Raw genomic sequence first — 19,331 nt, 5'->3', positions numbered from 1 at the left:
GGTTCTGCGCGCCCGTATCAGCTTTGCGGGCGCGTGCAGATCGGGTTGCCGGATTTGGTCCGCAGGGGCAGGAGCGTCGTTTCGACCGGCCCCTTGTGGCTGTACCAGTAACATCCATCCCCGGGCAGGATGCGCGCGCTGCTCAGGTCCTGATACGGAGCGGCAATCGCGGCGACATCCTCGGGAACCGTCACGGCATATCCCGCTTGCGCTCCGTCCGTACCTGCAACCGGCTCACAAGCGGCCAGCGCCACAAGGCTGACCGGGCCCAGGGCCACCAGCAACGATCTTTTCATATCTACCAACTCCGGGCTGTCACGTTCCGGCGGACAGTTGCATTCCCGCTCACCAACCGCAAGAGCGACGCTGCAATGACCTCTGCGGCGTCACGCGTTGGCCACGCCCGAGGTCAATGGGGACACGTGACCTTCGCGGATCACAACCGGATCATAGGCCTTGCGGCCAAACACCTCGCGCACCATTGGCTCGAAATGCTCCAGAGGAAGCATGTCGTAATCGGGGTCGAAGCTGGATTGGTCCCAGCGTTCGCAAAACTCGGCGCAGCTGTCGTAACAGGGGTGATCCTTGAACTGGTCGCGGGCATTGCGGTCCCAGCCGTAGTGATGTCCGTAATAGAGCATCTGGAAAATCCCGTGATGCTCAACCACCCAGGATACGTCCCAGCGCACGAAAGGGCGTATGACCTCGGCCGACATGCGGTCGTGGTTCTGCGGGGCCAATCCATCTCCGATATCGTGCAGCAGCGCCCCGACAACCCAGTCAAGATCGGCACCATCCCGCAACGCGCGGGTGCCCGATTGCAGCCCGTGCTGAAGCCGGGTAATCGGGTAGCCCTCAAGCGTCTGTTCCCCGGCGCGGCGCAATTCGTCCAGCACCCGATCCGCCGTCATGGCATGGAACGGCTTCTCCAGCTCGGCCAGCATTTCATAATCTTCGCGTGTGCCATCCTTCATCGCGGTGAAACTGACGGTTTTTGGTGCGCTCATCCTTTGGCTCCTTGGTGATCGTACAGTGCCACATCCTGATCTGCGCCTGCGGCCAGGGTCGCACTTTGATGCGCCAGCACCTCTTCATACAAGCGCAGCGCACCCGGTTCGAACAACGTTGTCGGTGCGGCGATATTTATCCAACCTTGCCGCGCATCCCGCCCGCGGACAAGCATCGCGTAGTCACGCCCAAGATCGGACTGGCGCACATCTGGCGTCACGTAGCGAATGGCCATTCCGATGCGCCGGTCGCCAGAGCGGTTGGGACCGGACGCATGGAAGCAGCGCCCATGATGCAGGGACATTTCTCCCGGCTTGAGCGGGCCAAATTGGGCCTTGGTTTCGTCAATCCCTGCAATCTGCTGGCCGCGCGACAAAAGATTGTCAGAGTCATGCGTGTCCTCATGCGCTACGATCGGATTTCGGTGAGAGCCGGGGATGAAGCGCATGCAACCGGCCTCGACGCTGACATCGGACAAAGCGATCCAGGCCGTCACCTCGTCATCGGTTTCGCCCATGCCCCAATAGGTGATGTCCTGATGCCAACTCACCAGACTATCGGTGCCCGGTTCCTTGATGAACAACTCTACCGACCAGACAAGCAGGTCCGGACCCAAAAGCGCCTCGACCGCATCCAGAATGGCAGGCGTTCGCGCAACCCGGGACAACAGTGGCAGTACGATTTGTCCGTTCACGCGGAAATACTGCGACAGCGGGCGTTGACCCGCACCGGACGCGTGCTGGCGTTCAAGTTGCTCCACCTCATCCCGTAGTTCACGGGCCTCTTGTTCGGCGAACACGGGTACTGGATGCAGGACCCCTGCATCGTGGTAGGTGGCGATTTGGCTCTGAGTCAGCATGGGCACCCCGTTTTGCAGCCTTTCGGTCACTTTGCGACCTGCCTTGGCATGGCTTCTGGCCAAAAATCGCCGCTTTACGCGTCGTAAACAGGCCGGATGGGGGAAAACTGGCCAATGATTACCATTGTGTGCATGCGTTTTGACAGTAAGGTTATCACGCGAAACAGACAGGCCCGGCGTGGGTAGGCAACTTTCAGGGGAGACAAGAATGGGAAAACGTGACGATTTGATTGCGCAATACGCGGATGATCTGAAAAACAAATGCGGCATGACGCCGGACATGGACCTTTTGACCAAAGTGACTATCGGCTGTGGTCCGGCGATCTATAACGCCGATGCATCCACCGTGGCCGCGACACAGGAGAGTGAGCTTGAGACCGTCAAGAACAACTTCCTGATCAAGAAGCTTGGTCTTGCGGATGGTCCGCAGCTCATGGAAGCGATCAATTCGGTCATCGAAACCTATGGCCGCTCGGAGCGCAATAAATACCGCGCCGTGGTCTACTACATGCTGGTGAAGCATTTCGGCAAAGAATCCGTCTACAGCTGAATGGCGATTCTGCCACTTGGCTCAGAGGCGTCCCCCTGGGGGCGCCTTTTGTTTTGACAGCTAGAATTTGAACCAAAAGCCCGGGGCTTTCCGTTTGGGATTTCGCGGGTCATTGGGTTAGGGTTGTTGCATCTGGCCAGGACGGCCAGGGCCAATCGGTCACGTGTCTGTAGTGGGAGCACGTGGGGTGAAAAGGGCTCTGGCGTTGTTCCGCCAGAGCCTGTTTCTTTCCGGCCCGCCTGTTCAGAACAGCGTCAGGACCACCCCCATCAACATACATCCGCAGACTGCGTAGCCGCCATCAATCACGGTCAGTGTCACGGGTCGCATGCCGTACATGTTGTTGATGGCAATCCAGGGCGTAATGAAAAACAGCCCTACGCCAAGCCCGCTGATCAACCCGGCCCCAATTGAATCGATACCGGACAAGGCAAAGACGTGGCGCATCATACCAGCGACGATCAGTTGCAGGACAAAGGTGGCGGCAAACATCAGCGGGTTCTGGCCGCCCTTTGGTCTGAGCTACTCCCCAACGTCTGGACAGGTTTCGGCGTAATTTAGGTGTTCAGTTCCGTGTCGTTGATGACGCTCACCAAGCGCGGTTCGGACATTGGAAGGCGGATTTGAGGGTGTTCATACCGATGCTGGCCAATCCAACAGGCCACCGCGATCGGGCGACCTCCTGTGTCGCTCCCCTGCATTGTTGACGCGTCCGAAACAGGGCATAAACCTGCCGCGGGCAAAACCAGACCGCTTGGCGGCAATCTGAAACCCGTGCCTTATCGCACCAGTTCCGATTCTTCGCGGAATTTCTCGTTCAGCGACGTGCTGCCGGTGAAACCGGTCATGTCGGTCACTTCAAATTTCAGGGATGAGGTACTCCCGGTTGTGGGCGACGGCTCTGCTACGAAAATCGTCATGTTTGCAACCGTGTCCAAGCCTGTCGCGCTCCCCTGAATGTCGGATGCATTGCAGTTGACGACCGCAACAAAAGATTCACGCCGGTCCGATTGGGCATAGATGGAATGTTCTGGCGCGGTTTCCTGGTAACTGGATCCGAGCGAGTTTTCATACCGGTAGATATCGTATCGGGACGGCATGGTCGTCGAGATGAAGGTCGCTCGCTCCGAATCGATCATGTCCGGATATTGTTGGATGATTGCATCGTAATTATGCGCTGTCGGATCCCAAGGCGTACCGTGCCGGACCTCCCAATAACCTGGTTCCCATGTGCCGCCCGCAGCGGTGCAATCCGCTTCATAATTAATGGGATCCGCATTGTCATGACTCACGCTCTCAAGAACCGTGTCTTCCACGGTCGTCGGCGCTGATGGATCCTGCGTCACACGGCAGACACCATCCAGATTCCACAGGTCGGAACCACCGTACCGGCCATTCGCCATCCCGTCCGCATGTGTCGGAAGCAACATGCTATCATTATCGCCATAATTATGCGCCACGTTTATGTCGGGCGAATAATGCATTTCGATCTCATCATCCGGCTTGCTGTTCATAGCGCCGGAATACTGACCAAATCGCACATTCCATCCAGATGCGGCCGCAGTATCAAAGTTGCCGGGCTCCGCATCGACCGAATACTCTTCATAACAGGTCGGGTTATAGCCGGCGAGCGCGTCACGTGCATCACTTGTACCTCTGCTTCCTGGAAGCCGCAGGAATCCCCAGTTGCCAGCGCCGGAAGAAGATGTTGTCGAATAAAACAGGTCAAACAGTCTCCCGTGGAGATTTCCTGACGTGAAGGTGCTCACAAAACCATAATCATCGGTGGTGCTTCCGGTATAGCTCGCGTCTGTTGTTTCCGGTTCGAACGGGTTGCAGATATAGACCGGCGCCACGTCACAGGCCGTGCGGGAATAGGTCGCCACAGCCCAGGCGCTGACCGGGACATCGTTGCTCAGCCCGAGAATGCGGTTGAACAGTGGTTCGAGATCTTGTGATTGCGCTGCCACATAGACATAGGCGGCATCTGAATCGTCATTTGTTTGTTCGGTGGCAAATACGCTGTTGATCGGAGTGCTATCAAGCGTTGGGATTCTCTCTAGAAAGGCTACATCAAAGGAATCCGAGGAACTCAGCGGCGTATAGTCCAGATTGTTCTGCGCCTCGGACGCGTTCCGGTCCAGCATGCTGACACTGTTGGACAACTGCTCCATCGCGCCCCGCGCCCGGTTAATCGCCCCCGGTTCGCCGTCAAGCTCGCGCGCTGCGGCCAGCGCCATGGCATCGGCCGCCGATTGCAGATCGCCATGAGCGTTATTGCCACGAGTCACGTCGATAATGAGCAGCGCGAAAATGCAAAACACTGGCAAGAGCAGAAGCGAAAGGATGAGGACGTAGCCCTCTTGGGAACGCAGGAAGCGATTAACCATGGGACACTCCATGAAAATTTAAGGCCAGACGCGCCCAAAAGTCCGGGCAGAGCCATTGGGCGAAGTATGCGTCTTTTTCAGAAATTATCAACTTTTGCCCGACTTTTCCGGTGCGGTCAGGGACGAATTCACGCGCATGTGAGCCAGACTGGTCAAAATAGGCCAATCGACGTCGCCACTCCGGACAAAACCGCACCGAACTCATACCGCCTGGCTGCGCCACAGTGCATGCGAAACCCGCTGCGGGACACGAACCGCGTCAGGATACTGAGGAAAAGGCAAAATACTCCGGGCCCGTTGCCATTTCTAGCTGCGCAGGGAGCCTCGCCACACGCATTGCGGGATTGCCTGTGTGGAATTGTTGCACGGTCGGGCAAACATGCGCTAGCGTTAATCCATTGACTTGTCGCCATTTGAAAGATCCGTCACATGAACCAAGATTCCCGCGGTCTTTTTTCCTCGCCAGACAGTATCCCCGCCGTATTCGTGACATCGCTGATTCTATATGCGGCGTTCCAATATATTCTGGCACCGCAGTTTCTGCAGAGCTTTACGCCACGCGGCCCTGATGATGCACTGCGCCTTTTGTCGGTGCGCGACCTGCTGGCGGGTCAAGGGTGGTTCGACAATGTGCAATACCGCATCCTGCCTCCCGAGGGGCTGGACCTTCACTGGTCACGGCTGATCGACGGCATTCTTGCCGTCGGCACCCTAATCGCCCGGCCCTTTGTCGGCGATATCCTGGCTGAACGCCTGATCGCCGCGCTCTGGCCAGCGTTGCTTTTTACCGCGTTTCTGGGCCTGACCGCGCTGGCGGCCTATCGCGCGCGCGGCGCATCCGCCGCGGCTTTTGCCATGCTGGCCGCCGCGCTGCTGCCTGCCATTGCCGTGACGCATTTCGCTCTGGGCCGCGTGGATCATCACAACGCCCAAATCGTCTGTATGATCGGTATTGTTGCCAGCCTCCTGGCGGACACGCAGCACCGCCGCGCCGGGCTGGCCGGTGGGGTTTTTGCCGCCCTTTCCCTCTCAATCGGGCTGGAGATGCTGCCCTTTATCGGGATCTGTGTCATGCTTCTCGTGACCCGGTTCCTGCGCGGTACCTACGGCGCGCGCGAACGGATGCTTGGCTTTGGCCTCTCTTTCGGGGCCATATCCGCTCTGCTCTTTCCTATCGAAGTGCCCTATGCCGACTGGCGGGCTCTGGAATGCGACCGCTTTGCCCTGCCCGCTCTGACGCTGGCGCTTGGCACGCTGGTATTTGTTTTCCTTGCCTCGGCGCTGGCTCGCAATGCGACTGGCCTCTTCAGGCGCTTCGTCTTCGCAGTGATTGCCGCGTGCATCGTCGGAGCTTTGCTCTACCCCGTGTTGTCGCCCTGCCTGGCCGGGCCATTTGCCAACCTGTCCGAAGACGTGCGATCGGGCATCGTCGCCAATATGCTGGAAAACACGGCTGCGCGGGATCTGATCCTGAATGACCCGCGTTCGGCGATCTCGCATTACCTGCCCTTTTTGCTTGTCCTGCCTTTCCTGATGTTCGGGCCCAAGGATGATGGCGAAGACCTCGTGCTGGTCTTTGTCATTCTGGGCCTGATCGGCGCGGTCTTTCAGCTGCGGGCGATGATCTGGGGCGTGGTCGTACTGCCGCTGGCCTATGGGCTTGTGGCCGAACGCATTCTGAACCGTCCATGGCGCAAATTCCTGCGGCTTTTCAAACCATTCCTGTTCCTGGGCTTCACTGCGGTCTTTATATATCCGCCGCTGGTCTATATATGGAACGACCTGCTGCCACCAAGCACCCGTGCACCGCAAGACCACCGCTGCAAGGCACCCGAAAGCCTCCGCGCCGTGGGTGAGGTGCCGCGCGGGCTGGCGCTGACGCCACTGGGGCTTTCAGTGCACCTGATCTATCACACCCGCCACTCCGTCACCTCCGCGCCCTATCACACTCATCCTGACGCGCATGCAAACGGTATGAAGTATCACAGCGGTACTCCCGAAGAAATGATCGCCGGGATCGAGACGCTGGGGGCGGAATTCGTCGTAGTCTGTTCCGGTTCACGCTACGGCGACCCCGATAGCGCCGGGTCTCGGCTTGCCCAAGGAGAGGTGTTCGGCGGTCTGACCGAATTCACCCTGCCCGACAGCAACCTGCGGGTCTATTTCAAGGTCGCCGAACCGCCGGTACTGGAAAGTGACCGGATGGACAGCCCGGAGACCAACGCTGCCACGCCGCCCGAGACCGCGCCACCTGTTACAAACGAGCCGGCAGTAAAAACGCCTCTGACCCCCGTCACCAATGAACCGGAAGCGGAGCAGGTCCCCGTGCCTGCCCCCTCCTCCGAGGACGTTACCAATCAACCCGGTGATGGGTGACTTGACGCGCCGCCTGCCATCGCCGACTCTGCACTTGCCCGACTGAACCGCGCCCTGCGGTCCCGCCGAAACAAAGGATTAGCCGTGTTCAAAAAGGTTTTCAGCCGCACCACTGCGGACACCGTCACCCCTGAACCCGAAACCAAACCAGACACCAAGCCCGAGGTCGCGGACACGCTCCCTGCCCCGGAGGCACCTGAGGCCGAGACGCCCGTGACCACAGCCGCCAAACCAGATCCCACACCCGAACCGAAAAAAGCCGCAGAGGACAGCGCCGCGCCGCAAGAGGCGGAGGCCACCGAAGCGCCCCACGCCCCGGAACGCGAGTCGAAGAATTACGAATACCCCTCCCCTCCCAAGGAGATCTCCGAAACTGGGCTCAGCGAAAGCTTTCTGCTCTACCTGACCTGCAAGATCATGATGGAAGGTGGCACCATGACGCCGGCGCAGATTGCTAATGTGATCTGTCTGCCCAAACTGGTGGTGCGTCAGGTCATCAAGATCATGAGCCACAAACAGTTGGTCGAGGCACAGGGTCTGGAGAGCGAGGACATCAAATCCGACGTGCGCTATTCGCTGACCGATCTGGGCCATGCCTGGGCGCGCGAAGCCAATGCGCTGTCGCAATATGTCGGCCCGGCGCCGGTGACGCTGGAGATGTTCGAAAAGCAGATCCGCCGTCAGTCGATCCTCAACGAGGAAATTCACCGCAGCGAGCTGGACGCCGCGTTCTCGCATCTGGTGATCCCCGACATTCTCAAGGCACAGCTTGGCCCCGCCGCCAATTCCGGGCGCTCGATGCTGCTCTGGGGCGAGCCGGGCAATGGCAAGACCTCGCTGGCCGAGGCGCTGGGGCACTCACTGCGCGATCGGGTCTATTTTCCGCATGCCATCCTTGTGGGCAACCAGATCATCAAGTTCTACGACGAAACCCTGCATGAACCCTTTGACTTGCCCAAAGACGGCCCGCGGCTGGACCCGCGCTGGATGCCCTGCCACCGCCCGGTGGTGATTGCCGGGGGTGAATTGACGCTCGACATGTTGGACCTGCGGTTCGAGGAAACCGCGCGTTTCTACGAGGCGCCTATGCATCTCAAGGCGCTTGGCGGCATTTTCGTGCTCGACGATTTCGGCCGCCAGCTGGAAACGCCCCAAGCCTATCTTAATCGCTGGATCGTGCCGCTGGAAAAAGGCTTCGACATCCTGTCGCTGCATACGGGCAAGAAATTCATGGTGCCCTTTGACCAGCTGGTGGTGTTTTCCTCCAACATGCAGCCCGAGGAGTTGGGTGATGACGCGGCGCTGCGCCGGATCTATTTCAAGATCTTCGTTCCTTCCCCCACCCGCGAGGATTACATGCAGATTTTCCGCGATGTCTGCAAAAACGTCGATTTGGAGTGGAATCAGGAAGTCATGGATGCCTTCTTTACCAAACGCTACGACGAGGGCGGATTCGTCACCTCCGGGGCGCATCCGGGTTTCCTGTCGCAACATATCATTGCCGCCTGCCGATATCTGGACCGCGAGCCGGAACTGAGCATGGAGCTGCTCGACCTGGCGTGGCGCAATGTGGCGGCAAGCAAAAAGCGCAATATACGTCCGGAATAGCGCCACCTCTACGCGGAATCGACTCACCCGGAGATCAATGGAACTGTTGGGCTAGTGGACTTGGCCTGAGTTGAAATCAGGACGTCGATCTCTGTCATGCGGCGTGCTCGAACAGTCCTTGATAAGTTCGATTTCGCCTCTGTTGCCTGTTTTCTTGTAGTGGATTTGGCCGTGTTTTACGGCCTGTATTTTCTCGATCCTGCTAAGTATCGCTTTTGTATTCCGGCGCGCGGTCAGACGGCAATCGATCATCTGGCCATTCGCATTGATTGCACTGCACAAAGGATGGTTTTGCGCGGAAAGCGGTCAAGCTTGAACGGCGATTTACGGAGTATGTTCAGCCTCGAAAACCGCAAATTCCCAAAAACTGCGAAAAATGAAAAAGTCCCGAAATCATCAGTTGACAATCCTGACCCTGACCCGAGTAAACGTATTGTCCACAGCAAAACAGTTGTTTCCGAAGTCGCGAATCGTCACAATGGAACCGAAACATATTTTAATCGCGTTTTCAGGAGTTTTTCTTGTTTCATCGCTTTCTGATGTGCTCCGGTCTCGCCGCGTTGGTCAACATGGTGGTGGGGTACCTGCTTTACGGGCAATTGGGGTTCGATCACGGACCCATGTTCGCCTTGTCCGTTGCCGTGGCTTTCCTTGCCGGTATGGGGGTCAGCTTCTCACTAAACCGACGCTACACCTATCCGTCATCTGGACGTCAGGCGCGCAGTGAATTACGCGACTTCTTTGGCGTTTCGCTGGGCGGAGTCATGCTTACCACCGGGATCGCGCAGGCGCTGGACAGTTGGGCCGCCACCGCAATGACCGATGCCGCCGCAGCTTTACCACTGCCGGTGCTGCCAGAGACGCTTGCGCATGGGATCGCCGTCGGGCTGACCGCGTTCTATTCCTTCTTTGCGCATAAGTTAATCAGCTTTCGCGCCGCGCGTATTGCTGAACGGCTGACACCTGCGGGTGTCGGACAATAAAGAGGCGGATCGCATGACACAACGTATCGCCGTGATTATCGGCGCAGGACCGGCCGGACTGACCGCCGCGTACGAGTTGATCGCGCGGACCGATATCAAACCGATCATCTTTGAAGCGGACAGCCAGGTCGGCGGGATTTCCAAGACAGTCAATTACAAGGGCAACCGCATCGACATCGGCGGGCACCGGTTCTTCTCCAAATCCGATCGCGTCATGGATTGGTGGGCCGATGTGCTGCCGCTTCAGGGCGGAACCGGGCAGGGCGAGAGCATCACGGTCTCCTACCAGAACAAGCACCGTGATATTGCTCCGGGGGATGCCGATCCGGAAAAGGTGGATGAGGTTATGCTGGTGCGCAACCGCGTGTCCCGCATTCTCTATGGGCGCAGGTTCTTTGACTATCCGCTCAAGCTGAAACCCGAGACTTTCCGCAACCTGGGTTTCTGGCGCAGCCTGCGCATCGTCGGTAGTTACATCCGCGCCCGGTTGAAGCCGGTCAAACCGGAGGTAACGCTCACTGATTTCGTCACCAACCGGTTTGGCCACGAGCTCTACGCCACCTTCTTTCGTGACTATACCGAGAAGGTCTGGGGCGTGCCCTGCACGGAGATCCCGGCCGATTGGGGCGCGCAGCGGATCAAGGGGGTGTCGATCAAATCGCTGATCGCGCATACCCTGCGCAAGCTGAAACCCGGAGCCGGGGACGTGCGGCAAAAGGATGTCGAGACCAGCCTGATCGAGCGCTTTCTTTACCCCAAACACGGGCCTGGCCAGCTTTGGGAAGTGGTGGCTCGCAAGGTGACCGAAGGCGGCGGCGAATTGCATTTCGGTTCCCGCGTCACGGGCATCCAGCATGATGGTACCCGGCTGAGCGCGGTCACGGTCGAAACCCCCGCAGGCATCCAGGAGGTCACGGCGGATTACGTCTTTTCCTCCATGCCGGTGCAGGAGCTGATTGGTGGCTGGCAACCCAGCGCGCCGCCAGCGGTGACCGAGATCGCCCGCAATCTGCCATACCGGGATTTCATCACGGTGGGGGTGTTGCTGAAGCGGCTGACCCTGGATGGCGGTGTCAGCGCCACAGAGCTGGCCGAGAAGGTGCCGGATAACTGGATCTATGTTCAGGATTCGGATGTGAAGGTGGGCCGGTTGCAGATCTTCAATAACTGGAGTCCGTATCTGGTGGCGGACCCGGAGACGATCTGGTTGGGCATGGAATATTTCGTCGATGAGGGTGATGAATACTGGTCGATGGAAGATGGCGACCTTGCTGCGTTCGGGATTTCCGAGCTGGAAAAGCTGGGCGTGGCCCGGGCGGCGGATGTGATCGACCATGTGGTCGTCCGCACGCACAAAGCCTATCCTGCCTATTTCGGCAGCTATGAGCGGTTTGGTGAAATTCAGTCATATGTCTCGCAATTCGAAAACCTGTACTGCGTTGGACGCAACGGGATGCACCGCTACAACAACCAGGACCACTCCATCCTGACCGCCATGGTGGCGGTGGACGGGCTGGCCGAGGGGCGGGACACGCGGGAAGGTATGTGGTACGTGAATACCGAACAGGAATACCATGAATCCCGCTGAGCGGGGTCGAATATTGCTTGGTTTCCTAGCTGGTGTCGCAGCGCTGCTGACGATGCGTCCCTATCAAGGCATTTACCACGATGCGGTGCTTTACACCGCCCAGGCATTGCGCAGCGGCGGCGCGCAGGCGCTTGAGGAGGATCTGGCGTTTCACTTCGGATCGCAGCACAACTTTTCGATCTTTGATCTGGGATATGCGCCCTTGGTTGCTGCTCTGGGCCCCAGCGGTGGGCATTTGGCGGCCTGGCTTCTGGGGCTGGCGATTTGGGTAGCAGCGTTGATTGCGCTGTTGCGCACGCTTCGGTTTGGCGCTGTTGATCTGCCCGTTCTCGTTGTTGGCCTGTTCCTGATGGTTCCGGCCTACGGCAATGGTGCTCTGCATTATGCCGAGGGGATCGTGACCCCGCGTATTTTCAGCGAGGCTGCGGCGCTGCTGTCGCTCGCGCTGGTTCTGCGGGGCAGGGCGGTCGCGGGAGGGGGCGCATGGCTGTTGAGCGCGGCGTTGCACCCGATCATGGCCTTTGCCGTGGGGATCGCCGTTCTGCGGCTCTGGGTGCGGGGCGTTTACAGTTTCGTTCTGGGTCTGGCGGGTGGCGCGCTTGGGGCGGTCGGTCTTGGCCTTGTCGGAATTGCGCCTTTTGACGGGCTTGGCCGACGCTTTGACCCGGAATGGGCCGCCATACTGCACGACCCGGTTGATGTGGTGTTCCCGCAATACTGGCCCGGGGTTTCCATAACGCTTCTCACCGTGCCGCTTGTTGCTCTGCTGGTGGTGGCCCGTGGTGCGCCTGGCCGGATGCGCGATCTGGCGCGGGCGTGTCTATGGGCGGCGGGGCTTGCAGTGGCGCTTTCTGTTCTGGGCACGGCGACGCTGGAAGACCGGATGATCACTGCGCTGCAACCTTGGCGCGGTCTTTGGCTGCTGGTGCTGGTGGGTAATATCGCGGTTCTGTATCTGGCGCTCAGCGGGGCGGCAGTCGGATGGTGGTGGTTTGTCATCGTGATCTCGGTCTTTGACCATCTGCTGGACGTGGCGCCGATCGCTTCGAGCCTATCCGTTCTGGCGCCGTTGCTGGCGCAATTACCGGCCTCGACACGTAACTGGATGGCGGCGCTGGGGGCCGTGCTCGGGCTGTTGGCGCTGGCGGGTGTCGTGCAGGCCCTACGCCCCGAAGGCGATGTCTGGTTGCGAGTGGCGGTCGGTTTCGCCGTGTTGGTGGTTGTATCGGTCAAGCGCGTATCCCTGCTGGCGCGGATGGCTGCGGCGGCTTGCGCGGCAGTCCTCGCAATCGCGGTTTTTGCGGATGCGCGCGATCCATGGCGCCGCTGGGTGGATGCTGAGACGCTGCCGCCGGAGATCGCAGAGGCGGTGCGCGATAGCACTGTCTATTGGGAGGGCGCGCTGCTGCCCATGTGGATCCGGGCCGGGGCACCCCAGTATTTCTCTTGTAGTCAGCGCAATGGCAATGTCTTTCAGCGTGCGCAGGCGATCGAGTTTCAGCGCCGCGCTGAAGCGCTCAGACCGCTGGGTACCGGCGATTTCCAGATCGCGGAGAACGCGAACCGTTGTCCGGTTGGACCCGAAACCAAAAGGGCGCGGGATGCGGCTACGCTGCGCGCGGTTTGCGATACTTTGCCTGAGCTCGACCTTATCGTGCTGTTGACGGATGACGGGGCAGGGCAGGGGCGTGTCTGGAGTCTGCCAATCAAGACTGGGCCTTATGTCAGCGGCGTGTGGTGGCCTGCATCGGAGAATTCGGCTGATTCGACCTACTGGCGCGTCCATGATTGCCGGGACTTGCGGCCCGAGTGATGCGGAATTGCCGCAATCGTTGGGATTTTGTTGCGGATGGCTCTGCGAAGTCCTAAGGCCCTGTTATCTTGCAGCGTCAACGCTCACAATATCCAAAACAGCGTACCGGGACAGGTAGACCACAATGAGATTAGCAATTTCCATTCTGATGGTGGCGTTCCTTGCCGCTTGCGAAAACACCACCTTTGGCGATTTCGCGGCGTTCAGCGACGGTAAAGCCACCGTAAAGGACACCGCCAATCGGAACTATTATCCGGATGAGAACCTGCTTGTGGTGGCACAGGCGCAATTCAAAGAAGGCAACTACGGCAACGCCTATCGGTCCTACAAGAAGGCGCTGGACGTTGTGCCGACTGACCCCAATGCCTGGCTTGGCTTTGCGGCGTCTTCGGACATGCTGCGCCGGTTCGATAAATCGGATTATGCCTATGCCAAGCTCAAGCCGATCATCGGCAACCGAATCGAATATCTGAACAACTATGGCTACTCGATGCTGCTGCGCGGTGAGTTGCAGGTGGCACGGACCTATTTCCTCAAGGCCTATGAGCTCGATCCGTCAAACGAGATCACGGCCAACAACCTTGAGATGTTGCGCAATTCGGTGAAGTATCCGCGCCGGTCGCAAGGGGACCTTCGCGGAATCTGATACAACCATGATCGGGATCCTTCTTGCGCGGTGCGTGACCTTGGTCGCCGCCGCGCTTTTGCTTTTCATTGCCTGGCAGGACTCCCGCCATCTGAAGATCCGCAACCAGGCGGTACTGGGGATGCTGGGGCTTTACGCATTGCTGGCGCTGTCCGAAGGAGGGCGCTGGTTCTGGACCGATCTGTTGGCCGGCGCGGTGCTGTTTCTTGTCGGGTTCGTGATGTGGATGATGCGCGGCATGGGGGCGGGGGATGTGAAGCTGATGCTGCCCTTGGGCATGTTCGTGGGACTGCAGGGGCTGGGGGCTTTCAGCCTGTTGTTGTTGGCCGTGTCGGTGGTGCTGTTCGGGACCATCAAGCTTGCGCAATGGCGGCAACTGGAGGTTGGGCTGGGCGGACGTATTGCGGAGATGGGACGCAGCGGTAAAGTGCCCTATGCGGTGGTTCTGTCAGCGGCAGCGGTGCCGGTCATCCTGTGGCAGAGCTTCAGCTGATAGTCGCCGAATCACTTGGCGGGCGTTTGGGGTATCTGGCGGCGCGGTGGCGGAAACATGTCAATATTTTGATTCCAATGAGGTCGACGCGTTAGTATGTCAATTGCACGCAATGATTGTATATTTAAAATTAAAACAACCCTAATTAGAATTATTCGCGTCAGCCCGTTAGGCAAAGCGGAAGAAAGTTTACAAATGGGCATCAATAAATCAGATTCATGACAAATGTTGTAAGTTTCCCCTTGGCCCGGAAAAAATTAAGAAAGAGTTGATACAAACCCTTGATAGATACGCGTTCCCTTGGCAGCATATATCGGTCCCCCACGACCTTGTGCCTTAGCGGGATTTTGAAATCGGAACTTTTTTGCCTGTCGGTGCAAACCGATGACTAAGCGGGCACAGGACACAACACTAGGAGCTAGTATGACTTCTCATTTTGTAAACTATGTCACCGGTCTGGTGCGCCGTCTTCGCGATGAAGAAGACGGCTTGGCGCTGACCGAATATCTGATCCTTCTCGGGCTGCTGACAGCCGCTGTGGTTCTCGCGGTTCTGGCCTTTGGCCAAGCTCTGGGCGCCCAGTGGAACCTGTGGCAGCTCTTCATCAACGATCTGAACGCACCGCCGTCGCTCCCATAAGAAGATGTCGCAATGCCGTTTGCAATTATGCGGCGGCGTGGCTAGAAAGACGCGAGGAGCCCGCCATGGGCTTCTCGCACTCTACGCAGAAATGTGGAGATTCGAACGAGGGCGCATTTCTGTGAGGCTTTTTGAGCATTGGTCAACCAGCTGGGTTGTCGTTAGCATATAAGATCGGCGCACATAAGAACCGATCATCCTGGCATCGTAGCGGTCTGATCTCTGCCAACATAGGATTGGAGTAATCCCTTGCGATTCTCGACTGTATTTAGCTTCATCCTTGCCGTTGTTCTGGCTGTCGCCGCGGTGTTCGGTGCCCAGAACTGGCTTAATCTCGAACGTCAGCAACTGGTCGAACTGCTTCAGCAGCAGCAGGCGACACCAGTGAAAGAAGAACCCAAAAACACCATCGTTGTCGCGGCGGAGCCGATTGGTTTTGGTGAGTTGATGGGCGCGAGCAAGGTTCGCGAAATTACCTGGGCCGAAGAACTGCGCCCGGAAGGATCCTATCAGAAGATCGGCGATCTGGTCGTCGGCGAGACTGATGAAACAGCGCGTTACGCGCTGACCCAGATCGCGGTTGGCGAACCAATCCTGAAAAACAAGGTGACCGAACCGGGACAGCGCGCAAAGCTGTCGACCGCGCTGTCATCGGGCAAGAAAGCGATTTCCGTGCGCGTCAACGACGTGAGCGGCGTTGCTGGTTTTGTGCTCCCGGGTGACCGGGTGGATATCATGTTGACCCGCGACGGTTACGTAGACGTGCTTTTGCAGGGGATGAAGGTTCTGGCCATTGACCAGATCGCGGATGACCGCAAGGACAACCCCAGCGTTGTGCGGACCGTCACCTTTGAAGTGGATACCAAGGAAGCCCAGAAACTGATCCTTGCCTCGCAGGTCGGATCTCTGTCGCTGGCTCTGCGCAACCTTTCCTCGACCGATTTTCAGGAATTTGAGCGGGTCACCATTGGCGATCTGAGCGAACAGCCCGATCCTTCGGATGATCTGATCGAGGCAAATCGCGCCACAGACACCGAAGAAACCAAGGTTGCAGCCGTAGAAAATGACCAATCTCCGTTCAAATCGTGGCTCAAGCGCCTCGCTGACGAAGTTTCTGAGCGCGCCGCGAACCTGGAGGGGGTACAACCGGCTCCGGAACCTGTAATAATCGAAAAAGAAGTGATCAAGGAAGTTATTGTCGAAGTTGAAAAGCTGGTTCCGGCTCCCGTAATCACACCATCCAAGAGTACCATTGGTGTGATTCGCAATGGCAGCCGCGCAGAGTACAAGGTGAACCGCGAGGGCCAACTCGTGGACGAGAATGGCAACCTGGTCGAAGACGAAGTGGAAATAGCTGGGCAGGAAGACGAGATTCTGAAAGAATCCGAGTAGGGGCAGCGGTTCATATCGAGACAGGCATTTGTCTGGATCGAAAACTAGATCAACCGGAACCTGAGACCCGTTTCTCGGAGCCAGAGGAATACCTGCACGGCGCCAGATAGGAACCGGTAAGATGCGTTCTATACGACCCATGTTCTACCTGAACAAACTTGCGTCAGCATTGGCGCTTGCAAAGATGAGCATCCTGATGCTTTTGCTGGCCAACCCGGTTGCAGCCCAGGTCCGCCAGATCATCATCGACGACGGACAGGTGTCGATGATCGAGATGTCTCCGGGCACGACGCTCACTGTCGAAACCAATGCCGATTTTGCCGACATCCTGATCGGCAATACTGGGGTACTGGATGTTTTCCCGCTCACCGACCGGTCATTGTATATCCAGTCCAAGGCGAACGGGACCACCAACATCACGCTTTACTCAGAAGACAAAAAGCTTCTGGAAGTGATCGACGTGAAGGTGCGGACCGATTTTACGGAGCTGGAAAAGGCGATCCGCAATTCGGTGCCGAGCGCGCGGGTGGATGTACAGAACGTCAACAACCGCGTGCGGCTGGCCGGGACGGTCAAGGATAATGTGGATGAAGGACGGGTTGTTCAGCTTGCCCAGCAGTTCACGGATCAGCCGGTGATTAATTCCTTAAAGGTCAAGGCAGCCCAACAGGTCGAACTGGATGTGCGGATCCTTGAGGTCAATCGCAGTTCCGGACGCGAACTCGGGATTAGTTTGAGCGGTAACGACGGTGGGAGCGGAACATTCGTCTCTGGCCCATCGAACGCAAATGTGGGCGCGCCTTTTGGTACCATTGTCGGCTCGTTGCTTGAAATTGCGGGCGTTCAGATCGACTTTGTGATTAACGCGCTGGAAACAAAAGGCCTGGCTCGACGTCTCGCCAACCCGAAACTTGTCACGACAAGCGGGATTGCCGCTAACTTCAACGTAGGCGGCGAAGTTCCAATTTCGCAAACTAGAACGGATGAAAACGGTAATGTCGCGAGCGGTACAGACTACCGCCAATACGGCGTTCGGTTGAGTTTCCTGCCGCAGGTATTAGACAATGAAATGATTCGATTGGAGATTTCGCCCGAAGTATCCGACGTGGATCCGTCCCTGACCGTCAACGGCCAGCCGGCCTTTATTACACGAAGCGCGCAAACAACTGTTTCGCTGCGTAATGGTCAGAGCTTTGCCATTGCGGGTCTTCTGCAAGCCAACAATGCACGCAACACCGACCAACTTCCCTGGCTGGGACAGGTGCCAATCCTGGGCACACTGTTCAGCTCGCGCGGGTTCCAGAAGCGCGAAACCGACCTGGTGATTCTGGTGACCCCGCGTCTGGTTGCACCGGTCGGGCCGGACACGCCGCTGTCGTCGCCGCTCGATTCAACGCGGTCGAGCAACGATGTGGAGCTGTTCTTCCTGGGGATGCTGGAGGTGGATCGTCAGCTGCTGCGCCGCTTCCGTGAGGGCTATGGTGTCGTCGGACCCTACGGCCATATGATTGATCTGGAGTTCGAAGATGGTATCATCACCAAGAAGTAAAGCGCTGTTTGCGGCGCTGCTGCTGGCCTCTCTTGTGGGCGGCTGTGCCGATTATCTGAACAACCGCGACACGGTGTCATTCCGTGCCGGGGATGCACAGAACGCAAACACCGCCATTCAAGAGATTGAGCCTTGGCCGCCGTCGGCTTACAAGACGACGGTTGGGCACGGCGGCTGAGCCGCGACCTTGCGAATTCAGGTGGTTGGCGGAGACATCCGCCAACCATGTTAAGTGGTTTTTAAAAGAAGTGAGAGCGTGATCAGGCGAGTCATGAATTTCCTCAGGCAGCCTAATATTGCCAAGGACGAGAGCGGTGCCGTTCTCGTGGAAACTCTGATTGCCATTCCTGTTCTTACGATTGCCACGTTTGGCCTTCTTGAATTCGGCAACATGCTCTGGCAGCGCGAACAGCTCCAAGTGGGCGTGCGCGACGCGGCGCGGTACCTGTCGCGCTGTCGCCAATGGGCGAGCGGGACGATTCAACCCAATACCTGTGACCGGGATGTGGCGGAACGGATTGCGTTTTTCGGAGATCCGCGAATAGGGCAGGGAAGTCTGCGTGTCCCGGGATGGGATGAGACATCCGAACTTGTGATCCTGCCAACCACGCTGTTCACGTCGGCTCCGACGGTTCCGACAGCGGGGGATACGATCGTGGTTTATGGTGAGGTGACCTATCAGGGATCGCCGGTGTTCAACGCGGTGCTCTCGGCAGCACCGAAGATGGGCTACACCTATGAAGTCAGGTATCAGGGATGGTAAAGTTCCGGCGCATAACCGCCTTTCGCCGAGACGAATCCGGCGTGACACTGGTCGAGGCGCTGCTGACGTTGCCGATCGTTTTGCTGATGATCGCAGCCATGGTGGAAATCAGCTTCATGATGGTGCAGTGGAACCAGTCGGTGAAGGCCCTGCAGGTGGGCGTCCGTCTGGCGGCTGTGTCGACCCCAGTGATGGATATTTCGCCGCTGACAACGGGGGACACGGCTTTTACAGGCACGCCCGAGGGCGATGCAGTGCCGCAGAATATGCTGGGCGTATCCTGCACCGGAACCGGCTGCGATACTGCTGCGATGGATTATCTCATGACAGGTCCCGATGGGGTCTGTGGGCAGGTGACGGCCGGTGTGCAGCCGGGGATTTGCGATATTGCCCGCTTCCTGAGCAAAGACAACATCCAGGTTACCTATATCCGGTCAGGGCTGGGATATGTGGGTCGCCCGAACGCGCCGGTGCTTACCATTCGGCTTGAACTGGTCAACAAGACGTTTGATTATCTAATGTTGGCGGCTTTGGTGCCGGGGATCAGTTCCATTACGTTTCCGCCCCATACAGTGTCTATAACCAGTGAAGATATGTTGACTTGCAGGGAGCCTACCTCTTCAGGTTGGCCGAACTGCTAAGCAACCCCATAATCGAATTTCGAGGACGAGCAA

Annotated in this window: 19 protein-coding genes and 1 pseudogene; 15 read left to right on the top strand and 5 right to left on the bottom strand. The window is 58.1% G+C overall.

The genetic code is table 11. The features are described 5' to 3' along the window. Positions 1-17: 17 nt before the first annotated feature. The 3 genes from PGB28_RS04120 to PGB28_RS04110 form a co-directional block, all read right to left on the bottom strand. The gene (locus PGB28_RS04120) at positions 18-296 is read right to left on the bottom strand and encodes a hypothetical protein (RefSeq protein WP_271420222.1); all 279 of its coding nucleotides are present in this window, start codon (positions 294-296) and stop codon (positions 18-20) included. 90 nt (positions 297-386) lie between these two features. Next, complete coding sequence (locus PGB28_RS04115; RefSeq protein WP_271420221.1) at positions 387-1,007, bottom strand: HD domain-containing protein; 621 nt, start codon at positions 1,005-1,007, stop codon at positions 387-389. Then, positions 1,004-1,867 carry a phytanoyl-CoA dioxygenase family protein gene (locus tag PGB28_RS04110; protein WP_271420220.1) on the bottom strand — a complete coding sequence of 288 codons (864 nt, stop codon included), beginning with the start codon at positions 1,865-1,867 and terminating at the stop codon, positions 1,004-1,006. Before PGB28_RS04110 ends, PGB28_RS04115 begins: the two co-directional genes overlap by 4 nt. Before the next feature lie 208 nt (positions 1,868-2,075). On the opposite strand from PGB28_RS04110, the gene PGB28_RS04105 reads away from it, so the two are divergent. Continuing rightward, complete coding sequence (locus PGB28_RS04105; protein ID WP_271420219.1) at positions 2,076-2,417, top strand: DUF2853 family protein; 342 nt, start codon at positions 2,076-2,078, stop codon at positions 2,415-2,417. A 243-nt stretch (positions 2,418-2,660) separates the two neighbouring features. Here PGB28_RS04105 and PGB28_RS04100 read toward each other — a convergent pair. Next, positions 2,661-2,936, bottom strand: a pseudogene (locus tag PGB28_RS04100) (DUF1761 domain-containing protein); the annotation flags it as partial. A 260-nt stretch (positions 2,937-3,196) separates the two neighbouring features. Continuing rightward, complete coding sequence (locus PGB28_RS04095; protein ID WP_271420218.1) at positions 3,197-4,807, bottom strand: pilus assembly protein TadG-related protein; 1,611 nt, start codon at positions 4,805-4,807, stop codon at positions 3,197-3,199. Positions 4,808-5,236: 429 nt separating this feature from the next. Between PGB28_RS04095 and PGB28_RS04090 the strand changes: the two genes are divergently transcribed. From PGB28_RS04090 to PGB28_RS04025, 14 genes are all read left to right on the top strand, one after another. Next, on the top strand, positions 5,237-7,183 hold the full coding sequence (locus PGB28_RS04090; protein WP_271420217.1) for a hypothetical protein: 1,947 nt from the start codon (positions 5,237-5,239) through the stop codon (positions 7,181-7,183). 84 nt (positions 7,184-7,267) lie between these two features. Next, a complete protein-coding gene (locus PGB28_RS04085; RefSeq protein WP_271420216.1) occupies positions 7,268-8,791 on the top strand; it encodes an ATPase in 1,524 nt (507 codons plus the stop codon). A 96-nt stretch (positions 8,792-8,887) separates the two neighbouring features. Then, on the top strand, positions 8,888-9,331 hold the full coding sequence (locus PGB28_RS04080; RefSeq protein ID WP_271420215.1) for a hypothetical protein: 444 nt from the start codon (positions 8,888-8,890) through the stop codon (positions 9,329-9,331). Continuing rightward, on the top strand, positions 9,313-9,774 hold the full coding sequence (locus tag PGB28_RS04075; protein WP_271420214.1) for a GtrA family protein: 462 nt from the start codon (positions 9,313-9,315) through the stop codon (positions 9,772-9,774). Before PGB28_RS04080 ends, PGB28_RS04075 begins: the two co-directional genes overlap by 19 nt. Positions 9,775-9,787: 13 nt before the next feature. After that, positions 9,788-11,362, top strand: a complete 1,575-nt coding sequence (locus PGB28_RS04070; RefSeq protein ID WP_271420213.1) for an NAD(P)/FAD-dependent oxidoreductase — start codon at positions 9,788-9,790, stop codon at positions 11,360-11,362. A 52-nt stretch (positions 11,363-11,414) separates the two neighbouring features. Further along, entirely contained in the window at positions 11,415-13,175 is a 1,761-nt protein-coding gene (locus PGB28_RS04065; protein ID WP_271420212.1) for a hypothetical protein, read from the top strand. A 124-nt stretch (positions 13,176-13,299) separates the two neighbouring features. Then, positions 13,300-13,821 (top strand): tetratricopeptide repeat protein, encoded by a 522-nt coding sequence (locus tag PGB28_RS04060; RefSeq protein ID WP_271420211.1) that lies wholly within the window; start codon positions 13,300-13,302, stop codon positions 13,819-13,821. 7 nt (positions 13,822-13,828) lie between these two features. Then, positions 13,829-14,314 carry a prepilin peptidase gene (locus PGB28_RS04055; RefSeq protein ID WP_271420210.1) on the top strand — a complete coding sequence of 162 codons (486 nt, stop codon included), beginning with the start codon at positions 13,829-13,831 and terminating at the stop codon, positions 14,312-14,314. Positions 14,315-14,737: 423 nt separating this feature from the next. Next, positions 14,738-14,953: a Flp family type IVb pilin gene (locus PGB28_RS04050; RefSeq protein ID WP_271420209.1), complete on the top strand. Its 216-nt coding sequence runs from the start codon at positions 14,738-14,740 to the stop codon at positions 14,951-14,953. 249 nt (positions 14,954-15,202) lie between these two features. After that, the gene (cpaB, locus tag PGB28_RS04045) at positions 15,203-16,345 is read left to right on the top strand and encodes a Flp pilus assembly protein CpaB (protein WP_271420208.1); all 1,143 of its coding nucleotides are present in this window, start codon (positions 15,203-15,205) and stop codon (positions 16,343-16,345) included. 184 nt (positions 16,346-16,529) lie between these two features. Then, positions 16,530-17,894, top strand: a complete 1,365-nt coding sequence (locus tag PGB28_RS04040) for a type II and III secretion system protein family protein (protein WP_271420207.1) — start codon at positions 16,530-16,532, stop codon at positions 17,892-17,894. Beyond that, the gene (locus tag PGB28_RS04035) at positions 17,872-18,072 is read left to right on the top strand and encodes a hypothetical protein (protein WP_271420206.1); all 201 of its coding nucleotides are present in this window, start codon (positions 17,872-17,874) and stop codon (positions 18,070-18,072) included. The genes PGB28_RS04040 and PGB28_RS04035 overlap by 23 nt, the downstream gene beginning before the upstream one ends. 93 nt (positions 18,073-18,165) lie before the next feature. Beyond that, positions 18,166-18,657, top strand: coding sequence for a TadE/TadG family type IV pilus assembly protein (locus tag PGB28_RS04030; protein WP_271420205.1), 492 nt, complete (start codon positions 18,166-18,168; stop codon positions 18,655-18,657). A gap of 41 nt (positions 18,658-18,698) precedes the next feature. Further along, entirely contained in the window at positions 18,699-19,298 is a 600-nt protein-coding gene (locus tag PGB28_RS04025; RefSeq protein WP_271420204.1) for a TadE/TadG family type IV pilus assembly protein, read from the top strand. Positions 19,299-19,331: the final 33 nt, after the last annotated feature.

This window comes from Primorskyibacter aestuariivivens (genome assembly GCF_028023675.1).
Taxonomy (GTDB): Bacteria; Pseudomonadota; Alphaproteobacteria; order Rhodobacterales; family Rhodobacteraceae; genus Marinovum; species Marinovum aestuariivivens.
This window is presented reverse-complemented; position numbering and strand designations above follow the sequence as displayed.